Raw genomic sequence first — 22492 nt, 5'->3', positions numbered from 1 at the left:
ACCAATAAACAAAAAAAGATGTATTTTAAATCAACATTTTTTGAAGACTACCAGTTAAATGAAAGGCGGATAACCTTGGGGCGTACCCTTACAGAAACTGATTTTGTAGTACATGCAGGGCATACGGGCGATTTTTTTCCGCACCATATGGATTCTGAATGGTGTAAAACACAACCATTTAAACAACGTATTGCCCATGGAACTATGATTTTTAGCATAGGCATTGGCTTAACCGCTTCAGAAATTAATCCAGAAGCCATGTCGAAGGGCTATGATCGTTTGCGTTTTGTAAAACCAGTTTTTATAGGTGATACCATCCACTCTGAAATAACGATAGCTGAAAAAACGGATGGAAAACGACCAGAAATGGGTAACGTAACCGAACACGTAGAAATTATTAATCAACATGGCGACGTCGTGCTTGTATGTGAGCATTTACTAGTTGTTAAGAAAAAATCCGCTAATGGCTAATAGACCATTAACTAACAAACTAACCAACCAAAAAACTAAAAATGTATGAACCACAACCAAACTGAAGTAACATTAGCAGGCGATAACTCGTCGGGAAAGAAATTCTTAGTCCCATTTATACTCGTAGTAAGCTTGTTTTTTCTATGGGGTATGGCCCACAATTTAGACTCGGTACTTATTCCGCATCTAAAAAAAGCTTGCAACCTAAATAATGTTCAATCTACCTTGATAGACACCTCAGTGTTTTTTGCTTACTTTTTGATGGCTATACCTGCCGGGGCAATTCTTAAAAAATGGGGTTATAAAGTAAGTATGATTACGGGCTTGCTCACATTTGCATTAGGCGCATTTTTGTTTGTTCCGGCGGCAAATGAACTTTCTTACAATTTATTTCTATTTGCATTATTTATTATTGGTTGTGGATTAACCATTTTAGAAACTTCGGCAAATCCTTATGCGGCTGTACTTGGGGATCCGGCTAAATCTACTTTTAGATTAAATTTAGCGGCTACGTTTAACGGATTGGCTGCGCCAGTTGCAGCTGTTGTTGGAGGTTTTATCCTATCTGGTAAATCACATACACAAGAAGAATTAGCTGCCATGACCGATGTTGTACGTAACAACTACTTTTTAGAAGAAGCTTCGACTGTTAAGTTACCTTATATTATTTTGGGATCTGTACTTGTGTTAGTGGCTTTGCTTTTCTATTTTATGAAATTGCCAGAAATTAAAACGAAAAGCATTGATGGTGCTGCAACAGGTAGTTTTTTTGGTTCTTTAAATCACAAACATTTAAGATGGGCAGTTATTGCGCAGTTTTTTTATGTTGGTGCACAGGTTTGTGTAACTAGTTTTTTTATTCGGGCAGCACAACAAGGTGGAGGATTTGATGAATTAACCGCGGTGAAATATTTGGCCTTATACGGCACGTTATTTTTAACTGGACGGTTTGTTGGTACGTTTTTGTTAAGATATATTGCTTCCAACAAATTATTATCAATATATGCCGTAATTGCTGTACTGCTTTGTTTAGTGGCCATATTTGGACAAGGTTCGTTTGTAGTGTATGCTTTAGGTGGTTTGGGCTTTTTCATGTCGATCATGTTTCCAACCATATTTGGCCTCGGTATTGAAGGCATTGGGAACGACACTAAGCCAGGTTCATCGTGGTTAATTATGTCGATAGTTGGCGGTGCAATTCTACCCGTTTTTATGGGAAAGTTAATTGATGTTTATGGTGATAACATCCAAATTGGATACAGTATCCCCCTAGTTTGTTTTTTGGTTATTCTCTATTTTGGAATAAGCGGATATAAGATAAGTAGCAAGTAACAAGACTGCAACCCCATAGAAATTTAGTTAAAAAAATGAAAGTTACTAAAGTACTCCTTCTTTTAACACTAAGCTTTTGCTTCGCAAGAATTTCCTACGCCCAGCAAGCTGATTCTGCTAAACCTTGGGTGTTTTGGTATTGGGTACAAGCTGGTATTTCTAAAGCTGGGATTACGGCAGATTTAGAAGCAATGAAAGAAAATGGGATAGGAGGTGCATATTTAATGACCATAAAAGGTGAAAAATCATCTAATCCTCCTTTATACCAACCTGCAAGCAATCAACTTACACCACAATGGTGGGATATGGTAAAATTTGCTTTCAGTGAAGCGAAACGATTGGATTTGAAATTAGGAATGCATATTAGCGATGGTTTTGCTCTAGCCGGTGGTCCGTGGATTACTCCAGCACTTTCAATGCAAAAAGTCGTCTCGTCTAAACTCACCCTAAAAGGAGGTATAAAAGGAAAAATCACCCTTCCACAACCCGAAACCAAAGAAGGGTATTATAAAGATATTGCGGTTTATGCGTATCCATCGCCAGTTGGCGCACATAGTAATACCCAAACCGTAATTCCTAAAATTACAACCAGTAATGGGGCAGATGCTGGCCGACTAATAAAAGCCGATAATACACAAAGTTTTAGTTCGAGTGATCCACTTTGGATTCAGTACGAATTTGCAAAGCCCTTTACCTGCAGAAGCATCAACATTAAAACAAGTGGGAATAATTATCAATCCAATCGCTTAATTCTCGAAGTAAGTGAGGATGGGAGTACGTTCCGTAAGGTTACACAACTCGAAGCGCCACGCCACGGATGGCAAGACACAGATGAAGATTTTACCCATGCTATAGTGCCAACTACAGCTAAGTTTTTCCGCTTCCAATACAATAAAGCAGGATCAGAACCGGGATCTGAAGATTTAGATGCGGCCAAATGGAAACAATCCCTAAAAATCATTACGCTAGAATTATCTGCTGAAGCTAAAATAGGGCACTATGAAGGAAAAAATGGCTCCATTTGGCGAGTAAGCAGAAGAACCACGCGTAAAGAAGTTCCCAATAACTTGGCGATTCCGCTTAAAAAGATGATCAATTTAACTAAGCTGCTCCATACCAATGGCACGTTAGATTGGACTCCCCCTAGCGGAGAATGGACCATTTTACGGGTGGGACACACTTCTACAGGGCAGCGAAATGCGACGGGAGGGGCTGCAATAGGCCTAGAATGCGATAAGTTTAATCCACAAGCCATTTCCTTGCAATTTAATAGCTGGTTTGGGGAAGCCCTAAAACAGGGTGGGCCAGAAATAGCTGCCAAAGTACTGAATACTTTTCATGTAGATAGTTGGGAATGCGGAAGCCAGAATTGGTCGCCCGTATTTAAAGCCGAATTTTTAAAGCGAAGAGGCTATGATTTACTACCTTATTTGCCGATTATGACAGGCTTACCTGTTCAAAGTATAGAAACATCAGAAAACTTCCTCTATGATGTACGTAAAACCATAGCTGAACTGGTGGTGGACCAGTTTTATGGAACCCTAGCAAAACTTGCAAAAGAAAAAGGAGTTGAATTTACTGCCGAAAGTGTGGCGCCTACGATGTTGAGTGATGGATTAATGCATTACAAAAAAGTAAATATCCCTATGGGCGAGTTTTGGCTAAATAGTCCAACCCACGATAAACCTAACGACATGCTCGATGCCATTTCTGGAGCGCATATTTATGGAAAAAATAGTATTCAAGCCGAGGCTTTTACTACCCTAAGAATGGATTGGAACGAACATCCTGGCAATATGAAAACGCTAATGGATCGGAATTTTGCATTGGGAATAAATAAGATGGTTTTCCATGTATTTACACACAATCCTTGGGTTGATCAGAAACCGGGGATGACCTTAGATGGAGTTGGATTATATTTTCAGCGCGACCAAACATGGTGGAAGCAAGGGAAAGCTTGGGTTGATTATGCAGAAAGAGCACAAAGTTTACTTCAAGAAGGTAAACCAGTAGTTGATATCGCTGTTTTTACAGGTGAAGAACTCCCTCGTAGGTCAATATTGCCAGATCGGCTAGTGCCTATATTACCAGGTATTTTTGGCTCAGCTGTAGTAGAAGCCGAAGCAAAACGATTAGCTAATATTGGTGAGCCGTTAAGATCTAAACCTGCAGGGGTAAATCACTCAGCCAATATGGCCGATCCAGAAAATTGGGTAAATCCGTTAAATGGCTATGCTTATGATAGCTTTAATCCAGATGTTTTAACTACTGCAACGGTTAAAAACAAAGAAATCGTCTTCGAGAGCGGAGCTACCTACAAAATATTAATCATCTCGGGGAAACTAAGCTTAAATCCCAATTATCAATACTTAAGCTACGAAACGGTGAAGAAATTGTTGGATTTGGTTAAGGCGGGAGCAAGCATCATTGTGGCCGAACAACCTTTGTATCAAACAGGATTGAAGCAAAAAAGTAAAGAAGAATTCGACCAAGTGGTGAACCAGATTTGGGGCGAAAATTTCAAAACCGTAAAAAATCGAAAGCTCGAAACTTATGTAGTAAAGGAAATTGGTTTAGGAAAAGTATATAAAGCTCCTTTTATCCCTAGTGATTTTAGTGAACTCGGACTTTCCCGAGATTTAATGGCCCATCGTAAATCGAATGTGCAGGGTTCTCCTCCAACTTATGCCGAAGGCATAGCCTTTACCCACCGGAAAGCAAATGATAAAGACATTTATTTTATCGCTAATCAACAAGATAAAGAGCGATATGTAGAGTTTGAATTTCGAATAGATAATAAAATTCCCGTTTTATATGATGCTGTTTATGATAGGTATATGAATGTTATCTCACATAAAAATGGAAGCTTAACTTCATTGACTTTAAAATTTGCACCTCATGAATCAGTATTTGTCATTTTTCAAGACGATATTGTTTTAACGGATAAAATTAGAAAGCAAAACTGGATAAATTTCAAAACGCTTACCGATCTTTCGACCAATTGGGAAGTAAAATTCGACCCTGCATTTGGCGGACCAAAAGAACCTCTACAATTCAATACCCTTGTCGATTGGACCAAGCATGCCGATACTACCCTGAATTATTATTCAGGCACCGCCATTTATTCCAAAACCTTCTTACTCGATGAAGCGCCAAAACAAAAAACATGGATCAACTTAGGAAACTTCTCGAGCATCGCCGAAGTTAAAGTGAATGGAGTTTCGTATGGTGTGTTATGGACTCCACCTTTTCAACTTGAAATTAGTAAAGCCTTAACCAAAGGCGAAAATAAAATAACGGTAGCGATAACCAACACCTGGGCAAATCGTTTAATTGGCGATCAAAAACTACCTGAAAATAAGCGTTTAACCAAAACTACCGCACCATTTAGGTTAGCTGGAAAACCATTAAATCCAGCAGGATTGTTCGGTCCCATAACCTTAGAAATTGAAGAGAAATGATAACACGATTTAAAAATTTTGGAGTAAAGATGCTCCATGCTTTCAGACTTCCCGATTTCTGGTTTTTCGGACTATTAATGATTATAATGTTCTTAACAACTCCCGCTAAAACTCAAGAAAAAGCCCTCACCAATAACTCAAAAAGTCTATATGCTAAATTACATGGGGTAGATATGGGAAGTGTAGTGTGGACTACAGGTTTTTGGGCCGATCGGTTTAAAGTGGCTACCGAAATTATGGTGCCCAATATGTGGAACATTTACAACGATCCAACGATAAGCCACGCCTTTAAAAACTTCGAAATTGCGGCAGGTTTAGATACGGGTAAGCATAAAGGACCTTCTTTTCACGATGGCGATTATTATAAAACCCTTGAAGCTATGGCAAGTTTGTATGCTTCTACGCATAATCCAAAGCTAATTGAAATTATGGATAAAGCTATTTCGGTAATCGCAAAATCACAACGTGAAGACGGCTACATCTATACCAAAGCCATGATCGAACAACGCAACACGGGTACGAAGGATCAATTTCAAGATCGATTGAGTTTTGAAGCTTATAACATTGGGCATTTAATGACTGCCGCTTGTGTACATTATCGTGCCACAGGGAAAACCAATCTGCTGGAGGTAGCCAAAAGAGCAGCAGATTATCTATATGGTTTTTATAAAACCGCATCGCCTGCTTTAGCTCGAAATGCTATCTGCCCTTCGCATTATATGGGCGTAATCGAAATGTATCGTACCGTTAGAGACCCTCGTTATTTAGAATTAGCCAAGCATTTAATCGCCATTAAAGGGAAGATAGACGATGGTACCGACGATAATCAAGATCGCATACCGTTTTTAGCACAAACCAAAGCCATGGGACATGCAGTTCGTGCAAATTATCTATACGCTGGCGTGGCAGATTTGTATTCAGAAACAGGAAACGATTCGTTATTGCGGATCTTAAATTTAATGTGGAACGACATCAATACCCATAAAATGTACGTTACTGGTGGAAATGGTTCTTTGTACGATGGTACATCGCCCGATGGCACTTCGTACAATCCTAATGAGGTGCAAAAAATACATCAGGCCTTTGGTCGCGATTTTCAATTGCCAAACTTTACAGCACATAACGAAACCTGCGCAAATATTGGTCATGTACTATTTAACTGGCGGATGTTACAGCTTACTGGTGATGCAAAATACGCGGATATAATGGAACTTGGGTTGCATAACAGTGTTTTATCAGGCATTAGCCTAAACGGGAAGAACTTTTTATACACCAACCCGCTTGCCCAATCTGATGCTTTACCTTTTAAGCAACGCTGGTCTAAAGATCGCGTACCCTATATTTCGTTATCCAATTGTTGTCCACCCAACTTGGTGAGGACCATTGCCGAAGTAAGCGATTATGCCTACAGTACATCGTTAAAAGGTATTTATTTTAATTTATACGGAGCAAATAAAGCGAAAATTAAACTTGATGATGGTTCTCATGTAGCGTTGGAAGAAACAACCAATTACCCATGGGATGGAAACCTGAAAATTACCATAAACGAAACCAAGGCAACAGCATTTTCGATGTTTTTTCGCATTCCGGGATGGACAAACAATGCTAAACTAAGCATCAATGGTAAGCCAGCACTTGCAAAATTAATAAGTGGAACCTATGCCGAGGTAAACAGAATTTGGAAAAAGGGTGATGTTATTGAACTTGTTTTCCCAATGGAAGCGACATTAATTGAAGCCAATCCATTAGTAGAAGAAAATAGAAATCAGGTAGCGATAAAACGCGGGCCGATTGTGTACTGCTTAGAATCGCCTGATTTGCCAGGAAAAAGCATTTTTAATGCTTTTATACCAGCATCCATTCAGTTAAAAGCCATGCCAATTACCATCGATGGGGCACGTATGATGAGTTTAGTTGGCAATGCTAAAATGGTGGCGTCTAAAACATGGGCCAAGGTGCTTTATAGGCCTGTTTCGGCCAGTAGCACCGCCATACCCATAAAGTTAATTCCTTATTATGCCTGGGGAAATAGAGGGCATTCAGAAATGTCGGTTTGGTTACCTTTAAGTCGTTAGAAAAATACAAAATGCTAAAAATTGATTACATTATGCTCCCAAGGCAAATTGAAAATTAAATAACAACTAAATGAAATTAAAAATAATCTTATCACTCCTACTTTTCGCAGGGTTGCAAAATGCCTCTGCAAAGGTAAAACTCGTGTCTATTTTTACTAACCACATGGTATTGCAGCAGCAAAGTAATGTAGCCCTATGGGGATGGGCAAAACCTGGTGCTATGGTAAAAATTATCACCTCTTGGAATAAGCAAATGTATACCATTAAGACCGATAATTTAGGTAAATGGAAAATAAAAGTCGCTACACCTAAAGCTGGTGGTCCTTTCAATATTACGTTTAACGATGGCGAAGCGTTAACCTTAACCGATATCCTAATCGGAGAAGTATGGTTTTGTGGCGGTCAATCGAATATGGAAATGCCGATGAAAGGATTTAAAAATCAACCCTTAACAGGTTCTAATGAGGTGATATTAAAATCAACAAATAAAAATATCAGACTTTATACCGTTCCTCGATCATCAATAACCGAAAAACAAGAGAACAGTAAACCATCTGAATGGAAGATTGCCGAACCAGAAACAGTGTCGAACTTTAGTGCAACGGGGTATTATTTTGGGTCGCTTTTGAGTGAACTTTTGAATGTCCCTATCGGATTAATCAACGATAGTTATGGGGGATCTACTATCGAAGCATGGATGTCGGCCGAAGATTTAAATGCCTTCCCAGAAGTTAAAATTCCTGCAAAAACAGATACTATAAAGGAAGTGAGCCGCACACCAACAACCCTTTATAATGGGATGATTTATCCGGTAATTGGATATGGCGTTAGGGGCATGATATGGTACCAAGGCGAATCGAATTACGATAAACCAGATCGCTACTTAGATTTATTTCCAGCAATGGTTTCGAGCTGGAGAAAAGCATGGGATATAGGCGAATTTCCATTCTACTATGCACAAATTGCTCCTTTTCATTACGATTATGCTACTAACGACAAAAGCAATGTAAAATTGAATTCGGCTTATGTTAGAGATGCCCAGCGAAAAGCACAAGCACGTATTCCGAATTCGGGAATGGCGGTATTATTAGATATTGGCGACGATTTAACCATTCATCCACCAAATAAAAAAGATGTAGGCGAAAGATTGGCTTACATCGCACTAGCGAAAAGCTATGGGATTAAAGGGTTTGGAGCCGAAAGTCCTATGTACGAATCAATAACGATCGATAAAAATAAAGCAATTGTAAAATTTAAAAACGTGCCAAATGGATTAACTTCATTTTGGAAAGAATTAACCTTATTTGAAATTGCAGGTGCCGACAAGAAATTTTATCCAGCTAAAGCAGTCATAAGTGGCAACACAGTGGTGGTAAATGCAAGTGAGGTAAAAGAACCTGTTGCTGTGCGCTATGCATTTAAAAATTATGTTAAAGGAGAGTTATTCGGTACCGATGGATTGCCGGTATCGTCGTTTAGAAGTGATGATTGGTAATTTGGTATACGATTTAAGATATGAAATTTGAGTATTGCATATTAAGACAGGGTGCATGTAGCATGATTCTTAGGATAATCCTTAGGCATCTAGATCGCAATATGCTATACTCAATACTCAACCCTAGTGTAGTACTATTATTTTTGTTCTTAACGCTCACCGCTAAGGCACAAAATTCGAACGTAATCTGGACTTCCCAGAGCAGAAATTCTTCTGAATCTATGCCTTGTGGTGGTGGCAACATTGGCTTAAATGTTTGGGTAGAAAAGGGTGAAATTTACGCATACTTAGCAAGAAGTGGCACGTTTGATGAAAATAACACCCTTTTAAAATTAGGAAGAGTAAAATTAAAGTTAAGTCCCAATCCGCTCGAAGGCGATAACTTTAAGCAAGAATTAGTTGTAAAAGACGGATATGTACTAATTTCAGGTTCAAAGGGAAAGCTAGCTGCTAAAATTAAGATATGGGTTGATGTTTTTAAGCCTATTGTAAATTTTGAAGTTAACTCAAATATTGCTCTAACAACATTGGTTAGTTACGAGAATTGGCGCTTCGAAGATCGGATCGTAAAAGGACGAGAGAATCAGCAGAATTCCTATAAATTTGCTCCCCAAGGCGTAATAAAAATGTATAAAGATGAAGTTGATTTTGTGGGTAATGCGATTCACTTTTATCATCAAAATAAGACAGAAACCATGTTCGATGTGGTGCTTAAACAGCAAGGTTTAGCAGATTATTCGAGCCAATTTTATAATCCGTTAAAGAATTTAATTTTTGGAGGCATCGTTCAAGGCGAAAATATGGTTGCTGCAGGTAAGTATGATGGTCGGTACTTAAATACAACATTTAGGGCTTGGAACCTTAAAAGTAAAAAACCTGTAAAATCCCAAGGTATTAGTATTGGTTTTAGCACATCTCAAAACATTTCGAAGTTAACCTATAGTAATCACTTAAAGTCCATTCGCTATACTTCTAAAAAAGAATATTTAAAGAGCGAGCTTGCCACAAAGCAGTGGTGGAACAATTACTGGGATAGGAGTTTTATTGAAATCAATTCGAAGGATTCTCTTGCCAACCAAGCAGGTAAAAACTATCAGCTATTTCGATATATGTTGGGTTGTAATGCATTTAGCGAATGGCCTACCAAATTTAATGGAGGCTTGTTTACATTCGATCCACAATTAACGGATACGAGCCTAAACTATACACCTGATTTTAGAAATTGGGGAGGTGGAACACATACCGCTCAAAATCAACGTTTAGTGTATTGGCCAATGCTTAAAAGTGGCGATTTTGAGCTGATGAAACCACAATTTGATTTTTACAATCGAATGCTAAAAAATGCTGAACTAAGAGCAAGTGCGGCTTGGGGACATAATGGGGCAAGTTTTACCGAGCAAATCGAGAATTTTGGTCTGCCTAATCCAACAGAATATGGATGGAAACGGCCCGAAAAATATGACATGGGAATGGAATACAATGCCTGGTTAGAGTACGAGTGGGATACGGTTTTGGAGTTCTGTTTGATGATCTTGGAAACCAAAAGATACAATGGAAATAACATTGATGAATATTTGCCTCTAATTGAAAGTAGTTTAACCTTTTTTAAAGAACATTATCTTTATCTCGCAAAACAGCGAGGAAGTAAACCATTAGATGCGAATGGTCATTTGGTTTTATATCCGGGCTCTGCCGCTGAAACGTATAAGATGGCCAATAATGCCACTTCGACTATTGCAGGTTTAAAAACCATTTTAATGCGATTATTGACACTCGAAAACGTATCGGCAAAGCAGAAAGAAGAATGGCAAAGCCTGTTAAAAATGATTCCACCACTGTCGTTTAGGGAATTTAAGGGGCATCCTACCATTTCTCCGGCTAAAACCTGGGAGCGGATTAACAATACCGAAAGTCCGCAGCTTTATCCTGTTTTTCCATGGGGGATGTATGGAATTGGGAAACCTGGATTGGACACGGCTATAAATACCTTTAAATATGATACCGATGTATTAAAATTTAGAAGCTATGTGGGCTGGAAACAGGATAATATTTTTGCTGCACGTTTGGGTTTAACCAAAGAAGCTGCAGATTTAACGGTTCAGAAATTGAAAAATTCGGGACGGAGATTTCCTGCTTTCTGGGGTCCGGGCTACGATTGGACACCTGATCATAATTGGGGCGGATCGGGAATGATAGGCCTACAAGATATGCTGGTTCAATACGATGGAGATAAAATCTTTCTGCTGCCAGCTTGGCCAAAAGAATGGGATGTACATTTTAAACTTCATGCGCCTTACCAAACTACAATTGAAGGGGTTGTGAAGAATGGAAAATTGGAGTTGGTAAAGATTTTGCCAGAAGAGAGGGCTAAAGATGTTGTGATGTTGGAATATTGGAATGTTATAAAGTTCTAGCATTTTAAATATGACAAAAAATTGTGTGCGCCCAAAACATTCAACTTTTTTAACATTAAAACATTTCAAAAAATAGAAAAATAGTAATAAGAAATATGAATCTAAACTTAAAAGATAAGATCATCATCATTACGGGTGGTGCAAAAGGAATTGGAAGGGGCATTGCAGAAGTTTTTGCAGCTGAAGGCGCTATTGCCGTAATTGTTGGTCGTAAGGAGTTGGATAACCTTAAGGTAGTTGCAGCTATTGAAGAAAAAGGTGGAAAAGCAGCTCAGTTTGTGGCCGAATTGGCAAAGCCTGAAGATTGTGAAAAGGTAGTAAAAGCTATTGTACATAAATTTGGAAAGATTGATGGACTGGTAAATAATGCAGGTGTAAACGATGGAGTAGGACTAGAAAACGGAAATTATATTGATTTTATGGCATCATTACATCGAAATGTTGTTCATTATTACCTTATGGCTCATTATGCTTTGCCAGCGTTAACTAAATCGAAAGGTGCAATTGTAAACATTACCTCTAAAACTGCAGAAACCGGCCAAGGCAATACATCCGCTTATGCAGCTGCAAATGGAGGTAGAAATGCCTTAACCCGCGAATGGGCGGTTGAACTCCTGAAACACGGAATACGTGTTAATGCCATTGTAGTGGCCGAATGCTGGACACCGGCTTACGAAACCTGGATAGAGACCTTAGCAGATGCTGATGCAAAATTGAAAGAAATAACCTCGAAAATACCTTTAGAAAACCGAATGACTACGGCAGAAGAAATTGCCAACATGGCGGCTTTCTTAATGTCTGATAAATCGAGCCATACTACCGGACAAATTGTTCACGTTGATGGGGGCTATGTACATTTAGATAGAGCACTTGCGAATGCTAACTAATCAGCCACCCGCCCACATGAAAACACTAACCTGCACAACACCAAGACATTTTGAATATAGCGAAACGGAAGAACTACTATTACAAAAAAATCATGCTATTCTAAAAATTAGGCGCATTGGAATATGTGGTACCGATCTTCATGCGTTTGAAGGAACGCAACCCTTTTTTAGCTATCCACGAGTATTAGGACATGAACTTTCAGGAGAATTGGTAGAAATTGATGGTTCAGAAGAGTTTAAAATAGGGGAGGCTGTAACGTTTATTCCTTATTTTAACTGCGGCGAATGTATTGCTTGCCGATCGAATAAACCTAATTGCTGTGTTAAAATGCAAGTTTGCGGTGTACATGTTGATGGTGGAATGCGTGAATACCTTTCTGTTCCAACGCGTAGCTTATTACATGGCCAAGGACTAAGCTTTGATGAACTGGCTTTGGTAGAGCCTTTAGCCATCGGAGCACACGGTGTGCGAAGAGCAGGAATACAAAAAGATGAATTTGTATTGGTTATCGGTGCTGGCCCGATTGGTTTGGGAACGATGGAATTTGCCCGTATCGCGGGAGCAAGAGTTATTGCGCTAGATATTAATGATTCGAGATTGGCCTTTTGTAAAGATAAATTAAAAGTAGATTATGTTGTAAATGCGCTGGCTAACAATGTATCAGCACAGTTAGCTGAAATCACTGGAGGTGATATGCCAACGGTAATAATCGATGCTACCGGAAGTCAGAAAGCGATAAATAATGCCTTTCAATATATGGCGCATGGTGCTAGATTTGTACTAATCGGTCTACAAAAGGAAGAATTATCTTTTAGTCACCCAGAATTTCATAAAAGAGAAGGTACATTAATGAGTAGCAGAAACGCAACTATTGAGGATTTTGAGCATGTAATCCGTTCCATGAAGCAAGGATTAGTTAAACCGACGAATTATATTACCCATCGTGTTGCTTTTGATGAAGTGGCAGCTGAATTTTCGAATTGGTTGGATCCAAAGAATGGCGTAATAAAGGCATTAGTAACTTTATAATACACCTCGCAGGTTTTAAAAACCTGCGAGGTATAAATTATTCTTACCAGAACCTTACATAAATTAAGGTAATCAACATTAGTGTTACCACAATTAATGCCATGGTAGAAGGTGCCACTTTAAACATGGATTTATCAATTTCGAAGGCTTTAGGGTTAACTTTTGGTCCAGCTAAACTTAAAACAATCATCACCAGCATGGTAAACGCAAAAGCTAAGCCCATGCAGATTAAAAATGGAATTTCATAAACACCATCTTTGTTTAAATAAGCAGTATACAACCAGGTTTCGTTGCCAAACCACAATGGTGCGTAGTTGTTGAAGACTACAGATAAGCCGAAGCCCGTTAATAAACCAGCAATAGCTGCAGCGCCTGTAGTACGTTTCCAGAACATACCTAAAATAAACATGGCAAATACACCTGGACTAATAAAGCCGGTATATTTCTGAATAAAGGTAAAGCCTCCTTCGCCACCAATGCCTAATAGATCTTTCCAAGTTAAACCGATAGAGATTACAATAGCTGCTAAAATTGCAATTCTACCTACACGTACTAATTTTTTATCATCAGCACCTTTATTAATGTATTTTTTATAAATATCTAAAGTGAAAATGGTTGAAATACTATTTGCTTTTCCAGCTAATGATGCCACAATTGCTGCTGTTAAGGCGGCTACTGAAAGTCCTTTGAGTCCGGTTGGCAAAAATCCTAAAATAGCAGAATACGCATTGTCTGAGTTAAAATGGCCGCCTGGAGCCATTTCTGCTTGTAAAGCGCCATTTTTGTGCAGAACATAGGCTGCAATACCAGGAAGCATTACAATGATTGGCATTCCTAACTTTAATAATCCAGCAAATAAAATCCCAGTTCTAGCTGTTTTTAAATCTGCACCTAAGGCACGTTGAGTAATGTATTGATTACATCCCCAGTAGTTTAAGTTCACAATCCATTGACCAGCAAAATACATGGCAATACCGGGTAACATTAAATATTTATTTACGTCTGCTTGAGAACTATTTGGCCCTGGTTTATCCAAGATCATATGAAAGTGATCTGGTGCATCTTTTAGAAGCATTTTAAATCCAGCAATTGCATCTTTACCTAGACCAAATTGTTCGCTTACTAACGTTAAAGCGATATAAGTAGTTGCTAAACCACCGATAATTAGTACCACTACCTGAATTACATCTGTAAAACCAATTACTTTCATACCGCCAAGAGTAATAATCAACGCAAAAACAGCAAGGCCAATCATCACTACACCAAAATAATCGGGATTTACCATGCTACTAATCGCTATTGAACCAAGGTAAAGGATAGAAGTAAGGTTAACGAAAATATATAAAAACAACCAAAATATAGCCATAATTAAGCTCACCGTTTCGTTGTATCGGGTTTGCAAGAATTGAGGCATGGTAAAGATTTTATTCTTTAAGTAAATAGGAATAAACCAAACTGCTACAATAATCAATGCGATAGCGGCAACCCATTCGTAGGCGGCAACTGCAACACCTACTACAAAACCATTTCCACTCATCCCGATAAACTGCTCGGCCGAAATGTTAGAAGCAATAAGCGAGGCTCCAATGGCCCACCAGGTTAATGATCCTTCAGCTAGGAAAAAATCGTGGCTTCCAGAAACAGCTTTGTTCTTTTTTCGTCTATAAATCCAATAGCCATACCCCGATATGAGGATAAAATAGAAAATGAAAACGGCGATATCTACCGCAGAGAAATGGTTCATAGTTTAAGTTTTATTTGGTTAGGTTTTTATTTATAGTAAACTTCATTCCAGTGAAGCTCGTTTCTAAATTGGTTTATTTTAGTATCTGCACCAATATTTATGTATTCTAGCCCTGCGATATTTGCAAAATCTGATAAATGTTGAGTGGTTAGATTCTGACTATATGCCGTATGATGCGCTCCTCCTGCATAAATCCACGCTGCACATCCTGTTTTCATATCAGGTAGTGGTTTCCACAATACTCTTGCTACCGGCAAGTTTGGTAAATCATTTTCTGCTTCAACAGCTTTTACTTCATTTACCAATAAACGGAAGCGATTGCCCATGTCTACTAACGAAGCATTTAAGGCATTGCCACCCGCAACATTGAATACTAAACGAGCTGGATCAGCCTTGCCACCAATGCCCAAAGGATGTACTTCTAAATTCGCCTTACCCTTTGCTAAGGATGCATCAACTTCTAGCATGTGCGAGCCTAAGACGAGTGCATTATCGGGGTCGAAATGATACGTATAATCTTCCATAAACGCATTCCCTCCTGGCAAACCTGCGCCCATTACTTTACATGCACGAACCAGAGCCGTAGTTTTCCAATCTCCCTCCCCAGCAAAGCCATAGCCATCTGCCATTAAACGCTGTGCCGCAATACCAGGTAATTGCACCATGCCATGTAAATCTTCAAAGGTGTCAGAAAAGCCTTTAAACCCACCATCAGTTAAGAATTTACGTAATCCGAGTTCTATTTTAGCAGCTTCATATACCGAAGAATGGCGTGCGCCACCAACCCTTAGATCGGCAGCCATATGGTAACTATCTTCGTATTCGGTAAGCAGTTCTTTTATCGATTGTTCGCTGCTGCTGTTGATGATTTCAACTAAATCGCCAATGCCATAGCTGTTTACAGAGAAACCAAATTTTAATTCTGCTTCTATTTTATCGCCATCAGTTACGGCAACATAGCGCATGTTATCGCCAAAACGTGCAAATTTTGCACCTTGCCAATCATTCCATCCAGCTGCAGCCCTGCACCACATTTCGATGTCGTTTACTACTTCTTGGTCTTGCCAATGCCCAACTACTACTTTGCGATCCTTACGCATACGTGAAACCATAAAGCCAAATTCGCGATCGCCATGAGCACTTTGGTTGAGATTCATGAAATCCATGTCGATGGTACTCCATGGAATATCGCGGTTAAACTGCGTATGTAAATGCAATAAAGGTTTCTGAAGGATGCTTAACCCCCGGATCCACATTTTAGCAGGAGAGAAGGTATGCATCCAGGTTATTATCCCTATACAGTTTTTCGCAACATTTGCTTGTTGCAAGGTTTCGAAAATCTCTTCAGGTGTTTTAACAATGGGCTTATATACTACACGGACAGAAATGTTGCTTTGGTTTAACGATTCAGCAACTTTTTGTGCGTGTACCGCTACTTGTTTTAGGGTTTCATTGCCATACAAATCTTGCGTGCCTGTAATGAACCAAACCTCGAATTTTTTTAAATCAATCATATTATGTTTTTCGTTATCCTAAGTAATTTATTCTTGTCCGTAATAGGCATCAGCCCCGTGCTTCCTATCAAAATGCTTTCTTATTAACGAATCTTTTAATTTTGGTGCTTGAGGGTTAATTTGTTCTGTTAAAAGTGCCATTTGTGCTACGGTTTCTAATACTGCACTATTATACACCGCCTTTTGAGCAGTTTTGCCCCAGGTAAAAGGAGCATGATTGCCTACTAAAACCATCTCTACTTCCTTATAACTTAAATCTAATGCTTTAAAATGATTAATGATTTGAAAGCCGGTTTCATATTCGTAATTTCCTTTGATCATTTCATCATTCATTGGTGGAGCACATGGAATATCTACCGTTAAATGATCGGCATGTGTGGTTCCGAAAATCGGAATAGCACGTTGCGATTGTGCCCATGCAGTTGCAAACGTAGAGTGAGTGTGAACAATCCCTTCTATGTGCGACCAGTTTTTATACAACACTGCATGTGTTTTTGTGTCGGAAGAGGGTCGTAAATCTCCTTCAATGGTGTTGCCATCAAAATCAACTACTACCATTTTATCGACCGTTAATTCTTCGTAGGGCACGCCGCTTGGTTTAATGGCAAATATGCCCTGTTGTTGATCGGCGGCACTTACATTGCCAAATGTAAAAAGCACCAAATTTAACTTTGGCAATTGCATATTTGCTTCATATGCTTGCTCTTTAATACTTTGATAAATGTTCATTATTTATGAAATATAGGGCTTAATGTCTCTTTTATGGTATTTTTCTAAATATCTTCCTAAAGTTTGATATTGCTGGTAATGTTCGCGATACATTTTTTGCTTTTTCTTGTTTGGCTTATATTCTTTTTCGAACCCGGTTCCCATGGCTTTCATCGCATCTTCAACGTTTGGATAAATACCTGCACTAACTGAAGCAAACATTGCGGCTCCTAAGGCGCATGTGTGTTCGAAACGATGAATACGGATTGGCATTTCTAAGATATCTGCCATCATTTGCATAATGTAAGGCGATTTTTTAGCCACACCGCCAATTCCAATAATTCCTTTTACCGGTACATTTTGGTCTTTAAAACATTCTACAATACTTTTTGCACCAAAACAGGTGGCTTCCGCTAAAGCCCTAAACACGCGTGGTGCATCGCTACCTAAGCCTAAACCCGTAATGGCACCTTTTAACTCTTGATTGGTATTTGGTGTTCTTCTGCCATTAAACCAATCAATAGCCGATTCCTCATAATCACTGTCTCCCAATTCTTCGGCCTGTTTACTTAAGGTGGCGATGATTTTTCCTTCTAATTCAACTCTTAAAGCTTCTGCTGTTGCGGTATCAAGAAGTGTAGATTCGGATAATAAATTATTTATTGGCCAGCTAATCAAGTTTTTGAACCAAGCATACACATCGCCAAAGGCAGATTGCCCAGCTTCTAAGCCTGCCATGTTAGGGATTACGGAACCATTTACTTGTCCGCATATCCCTTTAATTAATTTACCTTCCATATCGTGGTTAGGAGCAACTAAAATATCGCAGGTACTTGTTCCCATTACTTTACTTAAAAAGTACGGCTCAATTTGTCCGCCAACTGCCCCCATGTGTGCATCAAAAGCGCCAACACCAACTACAACCTCTGTACTTAATCCTAATTCGCTTGCCCAAGCTGTGCTCAATGTACCCGCAGCTACATCCGAAGTATAGGTATCGGTAAATAACTTATCTCTAAACCCTTTTAATAGGGGATCGAGTGTAGTTAAAAATTTTTCAGAGGGTAAGCCATCAAATTCTTCTGCCCATAACGCTTTATGCCCTGCCGCACAACGGCTACGCTTCATTTTTTTAACATCGGTTTCGCCACATAATAAAAAAGGAATCCAGTCGCAATGTTCTACCCAAGAAACAGTATGGCTTCTAACTTTTTTATCAGTTCTTAAGATGTGTAGTAGTTTAGACCAGAACCATTCAGAAGAATAGATCCCGCCTGCATATTTTAAATAATCGATCTCAGATTTTGCGGCGTACGCATTAATTTCATTTGCTTCTTTAATAGCGGTATGATCTTTCCAGAGCACGAACATGGCATTCGGATTATCCTCAAAACCACTTGTTAATGCCAATGGAACGCCTGCTTCGTTAACTGAAATAGGGGTAGAGCCAGTGGTATCAACAGCGATACCTTTAATATAAGGTGCAATTTGTTGACCACCTGCTTTTGCAATACAATCTTTAATGGTGTGGGTTAAACCTTCTATATAATCTAAAGGATGTTGCCTGAATTGGTTAATTGCCGCATTGCAATATAATCCTTTTTGCCACCTTGGATATAAAAATACAGATGATGAAATTTCTTTGCCATTCTGGGTATCTACTACTACAGACCGAACAGAGTCGGTTCCATAATCTACGCCAATTACATAGTTCACGTTGTTCATACAAATTAATAAGTGTCTAATTAACGTTTATTTTTTTGAAATGCAAAATTTTGTGGAGAATAATAGAATTTTATAATCCCGATTTTGATTAATGGAGTACAGATTTGAGTTGCTTGATTTTAATAAATCTGTCCATCTTTTTCAGAATTTTAAAAACATGTTGGCAAAAATTTTCATACAAAACGATGATCAATCATTTTTAATGTAAAAACAATATGCAGTAAAAAAATTGCCTTAAAGACTAATTAAGGGCAATTATTGATTGCTTATAAAATTTAATTATTATTTAACACCAAATTTATATGTGGTCTATTTTTTCATGTAGTACATGATATCTTTCTATTTATACGCTTAAATACTTAAATGTATTCATAGAATTATCCATTGCATTCATTAAATTTTCCATTTTTAGCGCTACAGCAACGGATAACTTTGATATATCGGTTAAATCCAATAAAAGAAAACCAAACCAAATCAATAAACCAAAAATTCAGTATGAGAAAACTTTTATTATTTTTTTTGTTACTCGTCTTGCAGCTTTGGGTTATGCCAAAAAATTTGCATGCAAGCTATACGATACGTGAAGCTATTCCTGTAGATAAGGTAGTAACCGGAACAGTTAACGACACGAAAGGGATGCCTATACCTGGCGTAAACATCCAGATAAAGGGATTAACTATGCGTGTAGCGACAGATGAGAATGGTAAATTCAAAATTACAGTTCCAGACAACAGTGTTACGTTGGTCTTTAGCTATGTTGGATTTGTTACCCAAGAAATTGTTGTTGGCGCACGAACAGAAATTAATGTTAAGCTAGCCGAACAAGAAAACATGATGGATGAAGTTCAGATTGTAGGTTATGGTACGCAAAAGAAGGCTACCGTTACAGGATCGATCACATCTATCAATATTGACGAAAAGATTTCTAACCGGGCAACTTTCAATGTTTCTACAGCATTATCGGGTTTGGCACCCGGTTTGGCCGTTCAGCAAAGCACAGGATTAGCAGGCTCATCTGGTGCAAAACTTTTAATTAGAGGATTAAGTACGCCAAATTCTGGGTCTACCACGAACCCATTAGTGGTTGTTGATGGAATTACAGATGTTGATATCAATCGTTTGGATATGAACGATATTGAGAATATCTCAATTTTAAAGGATGCTTCTGCAGCTGTATATGGATCGAGAGCAGCAACGGGGGTAATTCTGATTACAACAAAATCTGGTAAAGGCTTAACAAAATCTAAAATTAACTACACCGGAACCTATGGAACCTCTAAGCCAACCAATTTCTATAATATATTAGAAGATTATGGCATGGCGCTTACCTTACATCAGCGTGCAGCTAGAAACGGGAGAACCGCGCCAGGCTTTTATGATGGTACTGTTGATGAGTGGTTATCACAAAGTATGGTAGATCCCGTTCGTTTCCCGAATGAAAACCAGTTAGATTGGATCATACGCAGAGGAAATGTGCAAAATCACAACATTTCTGCTCAAGGTGCAAGCGAAACTGGAAATTATTTTCTATCTGTAGGGGTGTATGACGAAAAAGGTATTCTCATTAATAATGATGCTAATCGTTATAATTTTCGTTTTAATGGTGACTATAAGATTAGAAAGAACATCACGGCGGGTATTCGTGCAACAGGCTCATGGTCTAACCAAACGTTTGGTTTAGCAAATGGATTTTTAGATTATAGCAGTACCAATGCTCCCTTGATTTTCGCTATCGTTGGTATATTACCTTATAATGAAGCTACCAAACAATATGGTGGGGCAATGGCTTATGGAGAGGCCGCAAATAGTACGAATTTATACGCAGAAATTAATGCAAGACACAATTTACGTCAACGTCAAGAATTAAATTCGAGCATTTATACGGCATGGACACCAATTAAAGGATTAACTACAAGGGTGGATTATGCATTAAGTTATTATAATCAATTTCAAAAAAGTTATTCAGATTTAGGAGTAAATTTATATAATTTCCAGACTGGTGGGTCAGTTTTCGAATTATTTCCTGCAACATCAGCATTGAGTGATGCTTCTTTGCAAGGATTTAAAACGCAACTTCAAGGTAGAATAGATTATACAAAGGAGCTATTTAAAGGCCATCAATTAAGTGTTTTAGCCTTAGCATCTGAAGAGCATTGGTTAGATAGGGGTTTTGGAGTTTCAGTTGGAGGCCGTTTAGATGAAAGGATTACCGAAATCGGAAACAACAGTAGTAATACTTTAACACCAGGTGTTTCGGGAAGTTCTTCTGAAGAAGGCCTACAATCTGTTGTAGGTAGATTTAATTATAGCATTGATGAAAAATATTTATTTGAAGCAACATTTCGTGCCGATGGGTCATCAAAATTTGCAAAAGGTCATCAGTGGGGGTATTTCCCATCTGTTCTAGCTGGTTGGAGATTCTCGGAAGAGAAATTTTTCGAGCCCTTAAAGAAAGTTGTTTCTTCGGCTAAGCTTCGAGTTTCATACGGTTCTTTAGGTAACAATACTGGCGTAAGCAGGTATGAGCAATTGAGTACCTTTGTTTCTACACCCTATATTTTAAATGGAAATACACTTGTATCGGGCGTAAGCTCGAACAAAGCCGTAAATGCCGATTTTACTTGGGAGAAAACAACGGTGGCTAACATTGGTTTAGATTTGGGATTCTTTAATAATAAGTTAACTGCCGAAATTGATGTTTATGATCGTGTAACTACGGATTTAATTCGTCCCTCAGCACTTTCTACCTTATTAACTGGATTGTCTGCACCGCGTATTAATATTGGTACCTTCAGAAATCAAGGTTTAGAATTAAACTTAGGTTGGAAATCTAACATCAACAAGTTTAATTATGGAGCAACATTTAACTTTGCTTATAACTTAGATCGTTTAGAGAAATGGAATCAGCGCTTAAATTTCAGTAAGAACTTTATCAATATGCCATGGTTCTTTAGTTATCAAATGCAGTCGTTAGGTATTGCCCAAACTTGGAATGATATATATAGTGCTCCTTTTCAAGGAAACGTAAATGTATCGCCTGGCGATTTGCTTTATAAGGATTTAAATGGTAATGGGCAAATCGACTCGTACGATAAAAAAGCAAATCCTTATATCAATGAGCAAAGAGCACCGGCAAATTATGGAATGAACTTATTCGGTAGCTTTAAGGGTTTCGATTTAAGTGTTTTGTTCCAGGCCACTACCGGAAGATGGGATTATCTTCTCGAGGATATGACTAATGTAAATATAGGCACCACACATTATGCATTTCAAGAACGCTATTTAACTGATGTTTGGACCTTAGATAATAGAAATGCTTCTTTGCCACGTATTGTGTCGAGCAATGCTGCTAATAATCGCCCAGAGTCGGATTTCTGGTTTCAAAGTACGGATTATTTAAGATTAAAGAATCTACAATTGGGCTACAATGTTCCTTCTAAATATTTGAAAAAATTGGGTGTCGAAAGAATAAAAATCTATGGCACAGCAGAAAACCTCTTCACCATCACCAAATGGGAAGGTGTTGATCCAGAGAAATCGACCCAAGGAAATGGTTTCCAAAATTTCAACGATGATCCATTCCCATTGCTTAAGTCGATATCATTTGGTTTGAATATTGGATTGTAGGATTTTAAA

At 38.5% G+C, this 22492-nt stretch carries 13 protein-coding genes; 9 read left to right on the top strand and 4 right to left on the bottom strand.

Features of this window, described 5'->3' with window-relative positions:
• The first annotated feature begins 18 nt into the window (after nt 1-18).
• The 8 genes from WG904_RS11295 (at nt 19) to WG904_RS11260 (ending at nt 13165) form a co-directional block, all read left to right on the top strand.
• Nucleotides 19-471: a MaoC/PaaZ C-terminal domain-containing protein gene (locus WG904_RS11295; RefSeq protein WP_339579423.1), complete on the top strand. Its 453-nt coding sequence runs from the start codon at nt 19-21 to the stop codon at nt 469-471.
• Nucleotides 472-516: 45 nt separating this feature from the next.
• Nucleotides 517-1803: an L-fucose:H+ symporter permease gene (gene fucP, locus WG904_RS11290; RefSeq protein WP_339579422.1), complete on the top strand. Its 1287-nt coding sequence runs from the start codon at nt 517-519 to the stop codon at nt 1801-1803.
• Nucleotides 1804-1838: 35 nt separating this feature from the next.
• A complete protein-coding gene (locus WG904_RS11285; RefSeq protein ID WP_339579421.1) occupies nt 1839-5264 on the top strand; it encodes a glycosyl hydrolase in 3426 nt (1141 codons plus the stop codon).
• Nucleotides 5261-7339 carry an aceric acid hydrolase gene (locus WG904_RS11280; RefSeq protein WP_339579420.1) on the top strand — a complete coding sequence of 693 codons (2079 nt, stop codon included), beginning with the start codon at nt 5261-5263 and terminating at the stop codon, nt 7337-7339. Before WG904_RS11285 ends, WG904_RS11280 begins: the two co-directional genes overlap by 4 nt.
• 70 nt (nt 7340-7409) lie before the next feature.
• The gene (locus WG904_RS11275; RefSeq protein ID WP_339579419.1) at nt 7410-8834 is read left to right on the top strand and encodes a sialate O-acetylesterase; all 1425 of its coding nucleotides are present in this window, start codon (nt 7410-7412) and stop codon (nt 8832-8834) included.
• Nucleotides 8835-8935: 101 nt separating this feature from the next.
• Nucleotides 8936-11248, top strand: a complete 2313-nt coding sequence (locus tag WG904_RS11270) for a DUF5703 domain-containing protein (RefSeq protein ID WP_339579418.1) — start codon at nt 8936-8938, stop codon at nt 11246-11248.
• 95 nt (nt 11249-11343) lie between these two features.
• A complete protein-coding gene (locus WG904_RS11265; protein ID WP_339579417.1) occupies nt 11344-12135 on the top strand; it encodes an SDR family oxidoreductase in 792 nt (263 codons plus the stop codon).
• 16 nt (nt 12136-12151) lie between these two features.
• A complete protein-coding gene (locus WG904_RS11260) occupies nt 12152-13165 on the top strand; it encodes a zinc-binding alcohol dehydrogenase family protein (protein ID WP_339579416.1) in 1014 nt (337 codons plus the stop codon).
• A 43-nt stretch (nt 13166-13208) separates the two neighbouring features.
• On the opposite strand, the gene WG904_RS11255 is transcribed toward WG904_RS11260, so the two are convergent.
• From WG904_RS11255 to WG904_RS11240, 4 genes are read right to left on the bottom strand one after another with little or no spacing between them, the layout of a single operon-like run.
• Nucleotides 13209-14909 carry a sodium:solute symporter family transporter gene (locus WG904_RS11255; RefSeq protein ID WP_339579415.1) on the bottom strand — a complete coding sequence of 567 codons (1701 nt, stop codon included), beginning with the start codon at nt 14907-14909 and terminating at the stop codon, nt 13209-13211.
• Between the two features lie 26 nt (nt 14910-14935).
• Nucleotides 14936-16423 (bottom strand): L-arabinose isomerase, encoded by a 1488-nt coding sequence (araA, locus tag WG904_RS11250; protein ID WP_339579414.1) that lies wholly within the window; start codon nt 16421-16423, stop codon nt 14936-14938.
• Nucleotides 16424-16450: 27 nt separating this feature from the next.
• Nucleotides 16451-17152, bottom strand: coding sequence for an L-ribulose-5-phosphate 4-epimerase (locus WG904_RS11245; RefSeq protein ID WP_339579413.1), 702 nt, complete (start codon nt 17150-17152; stop codon nt 16451-16453).
• Between the two features lie 3 nt (nt 17153-17155).
• A complete protein-coding gene (locus WG904_RS11240; protein ID WP_339579412.1) occupies nt 17156-18856 on the bottom strand; it encodes a ribulokinase in 1701 nt (566 codons plus the stop codon).
• 546 nt (nt 18857-19402) lie between these two features.
• On the opposite strand from WG904_RS11240, the gene WG904_RS11235 reads away from it, so the two are divergent.
• A complete protein-coding gene (locus tag WG904_RS11235; protein ID WP_339579411.1) occupies nt 19403-22483 on the top strand; it encodes a SusC/RagA family TonB-linked outer membrane protein in 3081 nt (1026 codons plus the stop codon).
• The last annotated feature ends 9 nt before the right edge of the window (nt 22484-22492 follow it).

The organism is Pedobacter anseongensis (assembly GCF_037482965.1).
Classification (GTDB): domain Bacteria; phylum Bacteroidota; class Bacteroidia; order Sphingobacteriales; family Sphingobacteriaceae; genus Pedobacter; species Pedobacter anseongensis.
The sequence above is the reverse complement of the archived record's forward strand: the minus strand, read 5'-3'. Positions and strand labels throughout refer to the sequence as shown.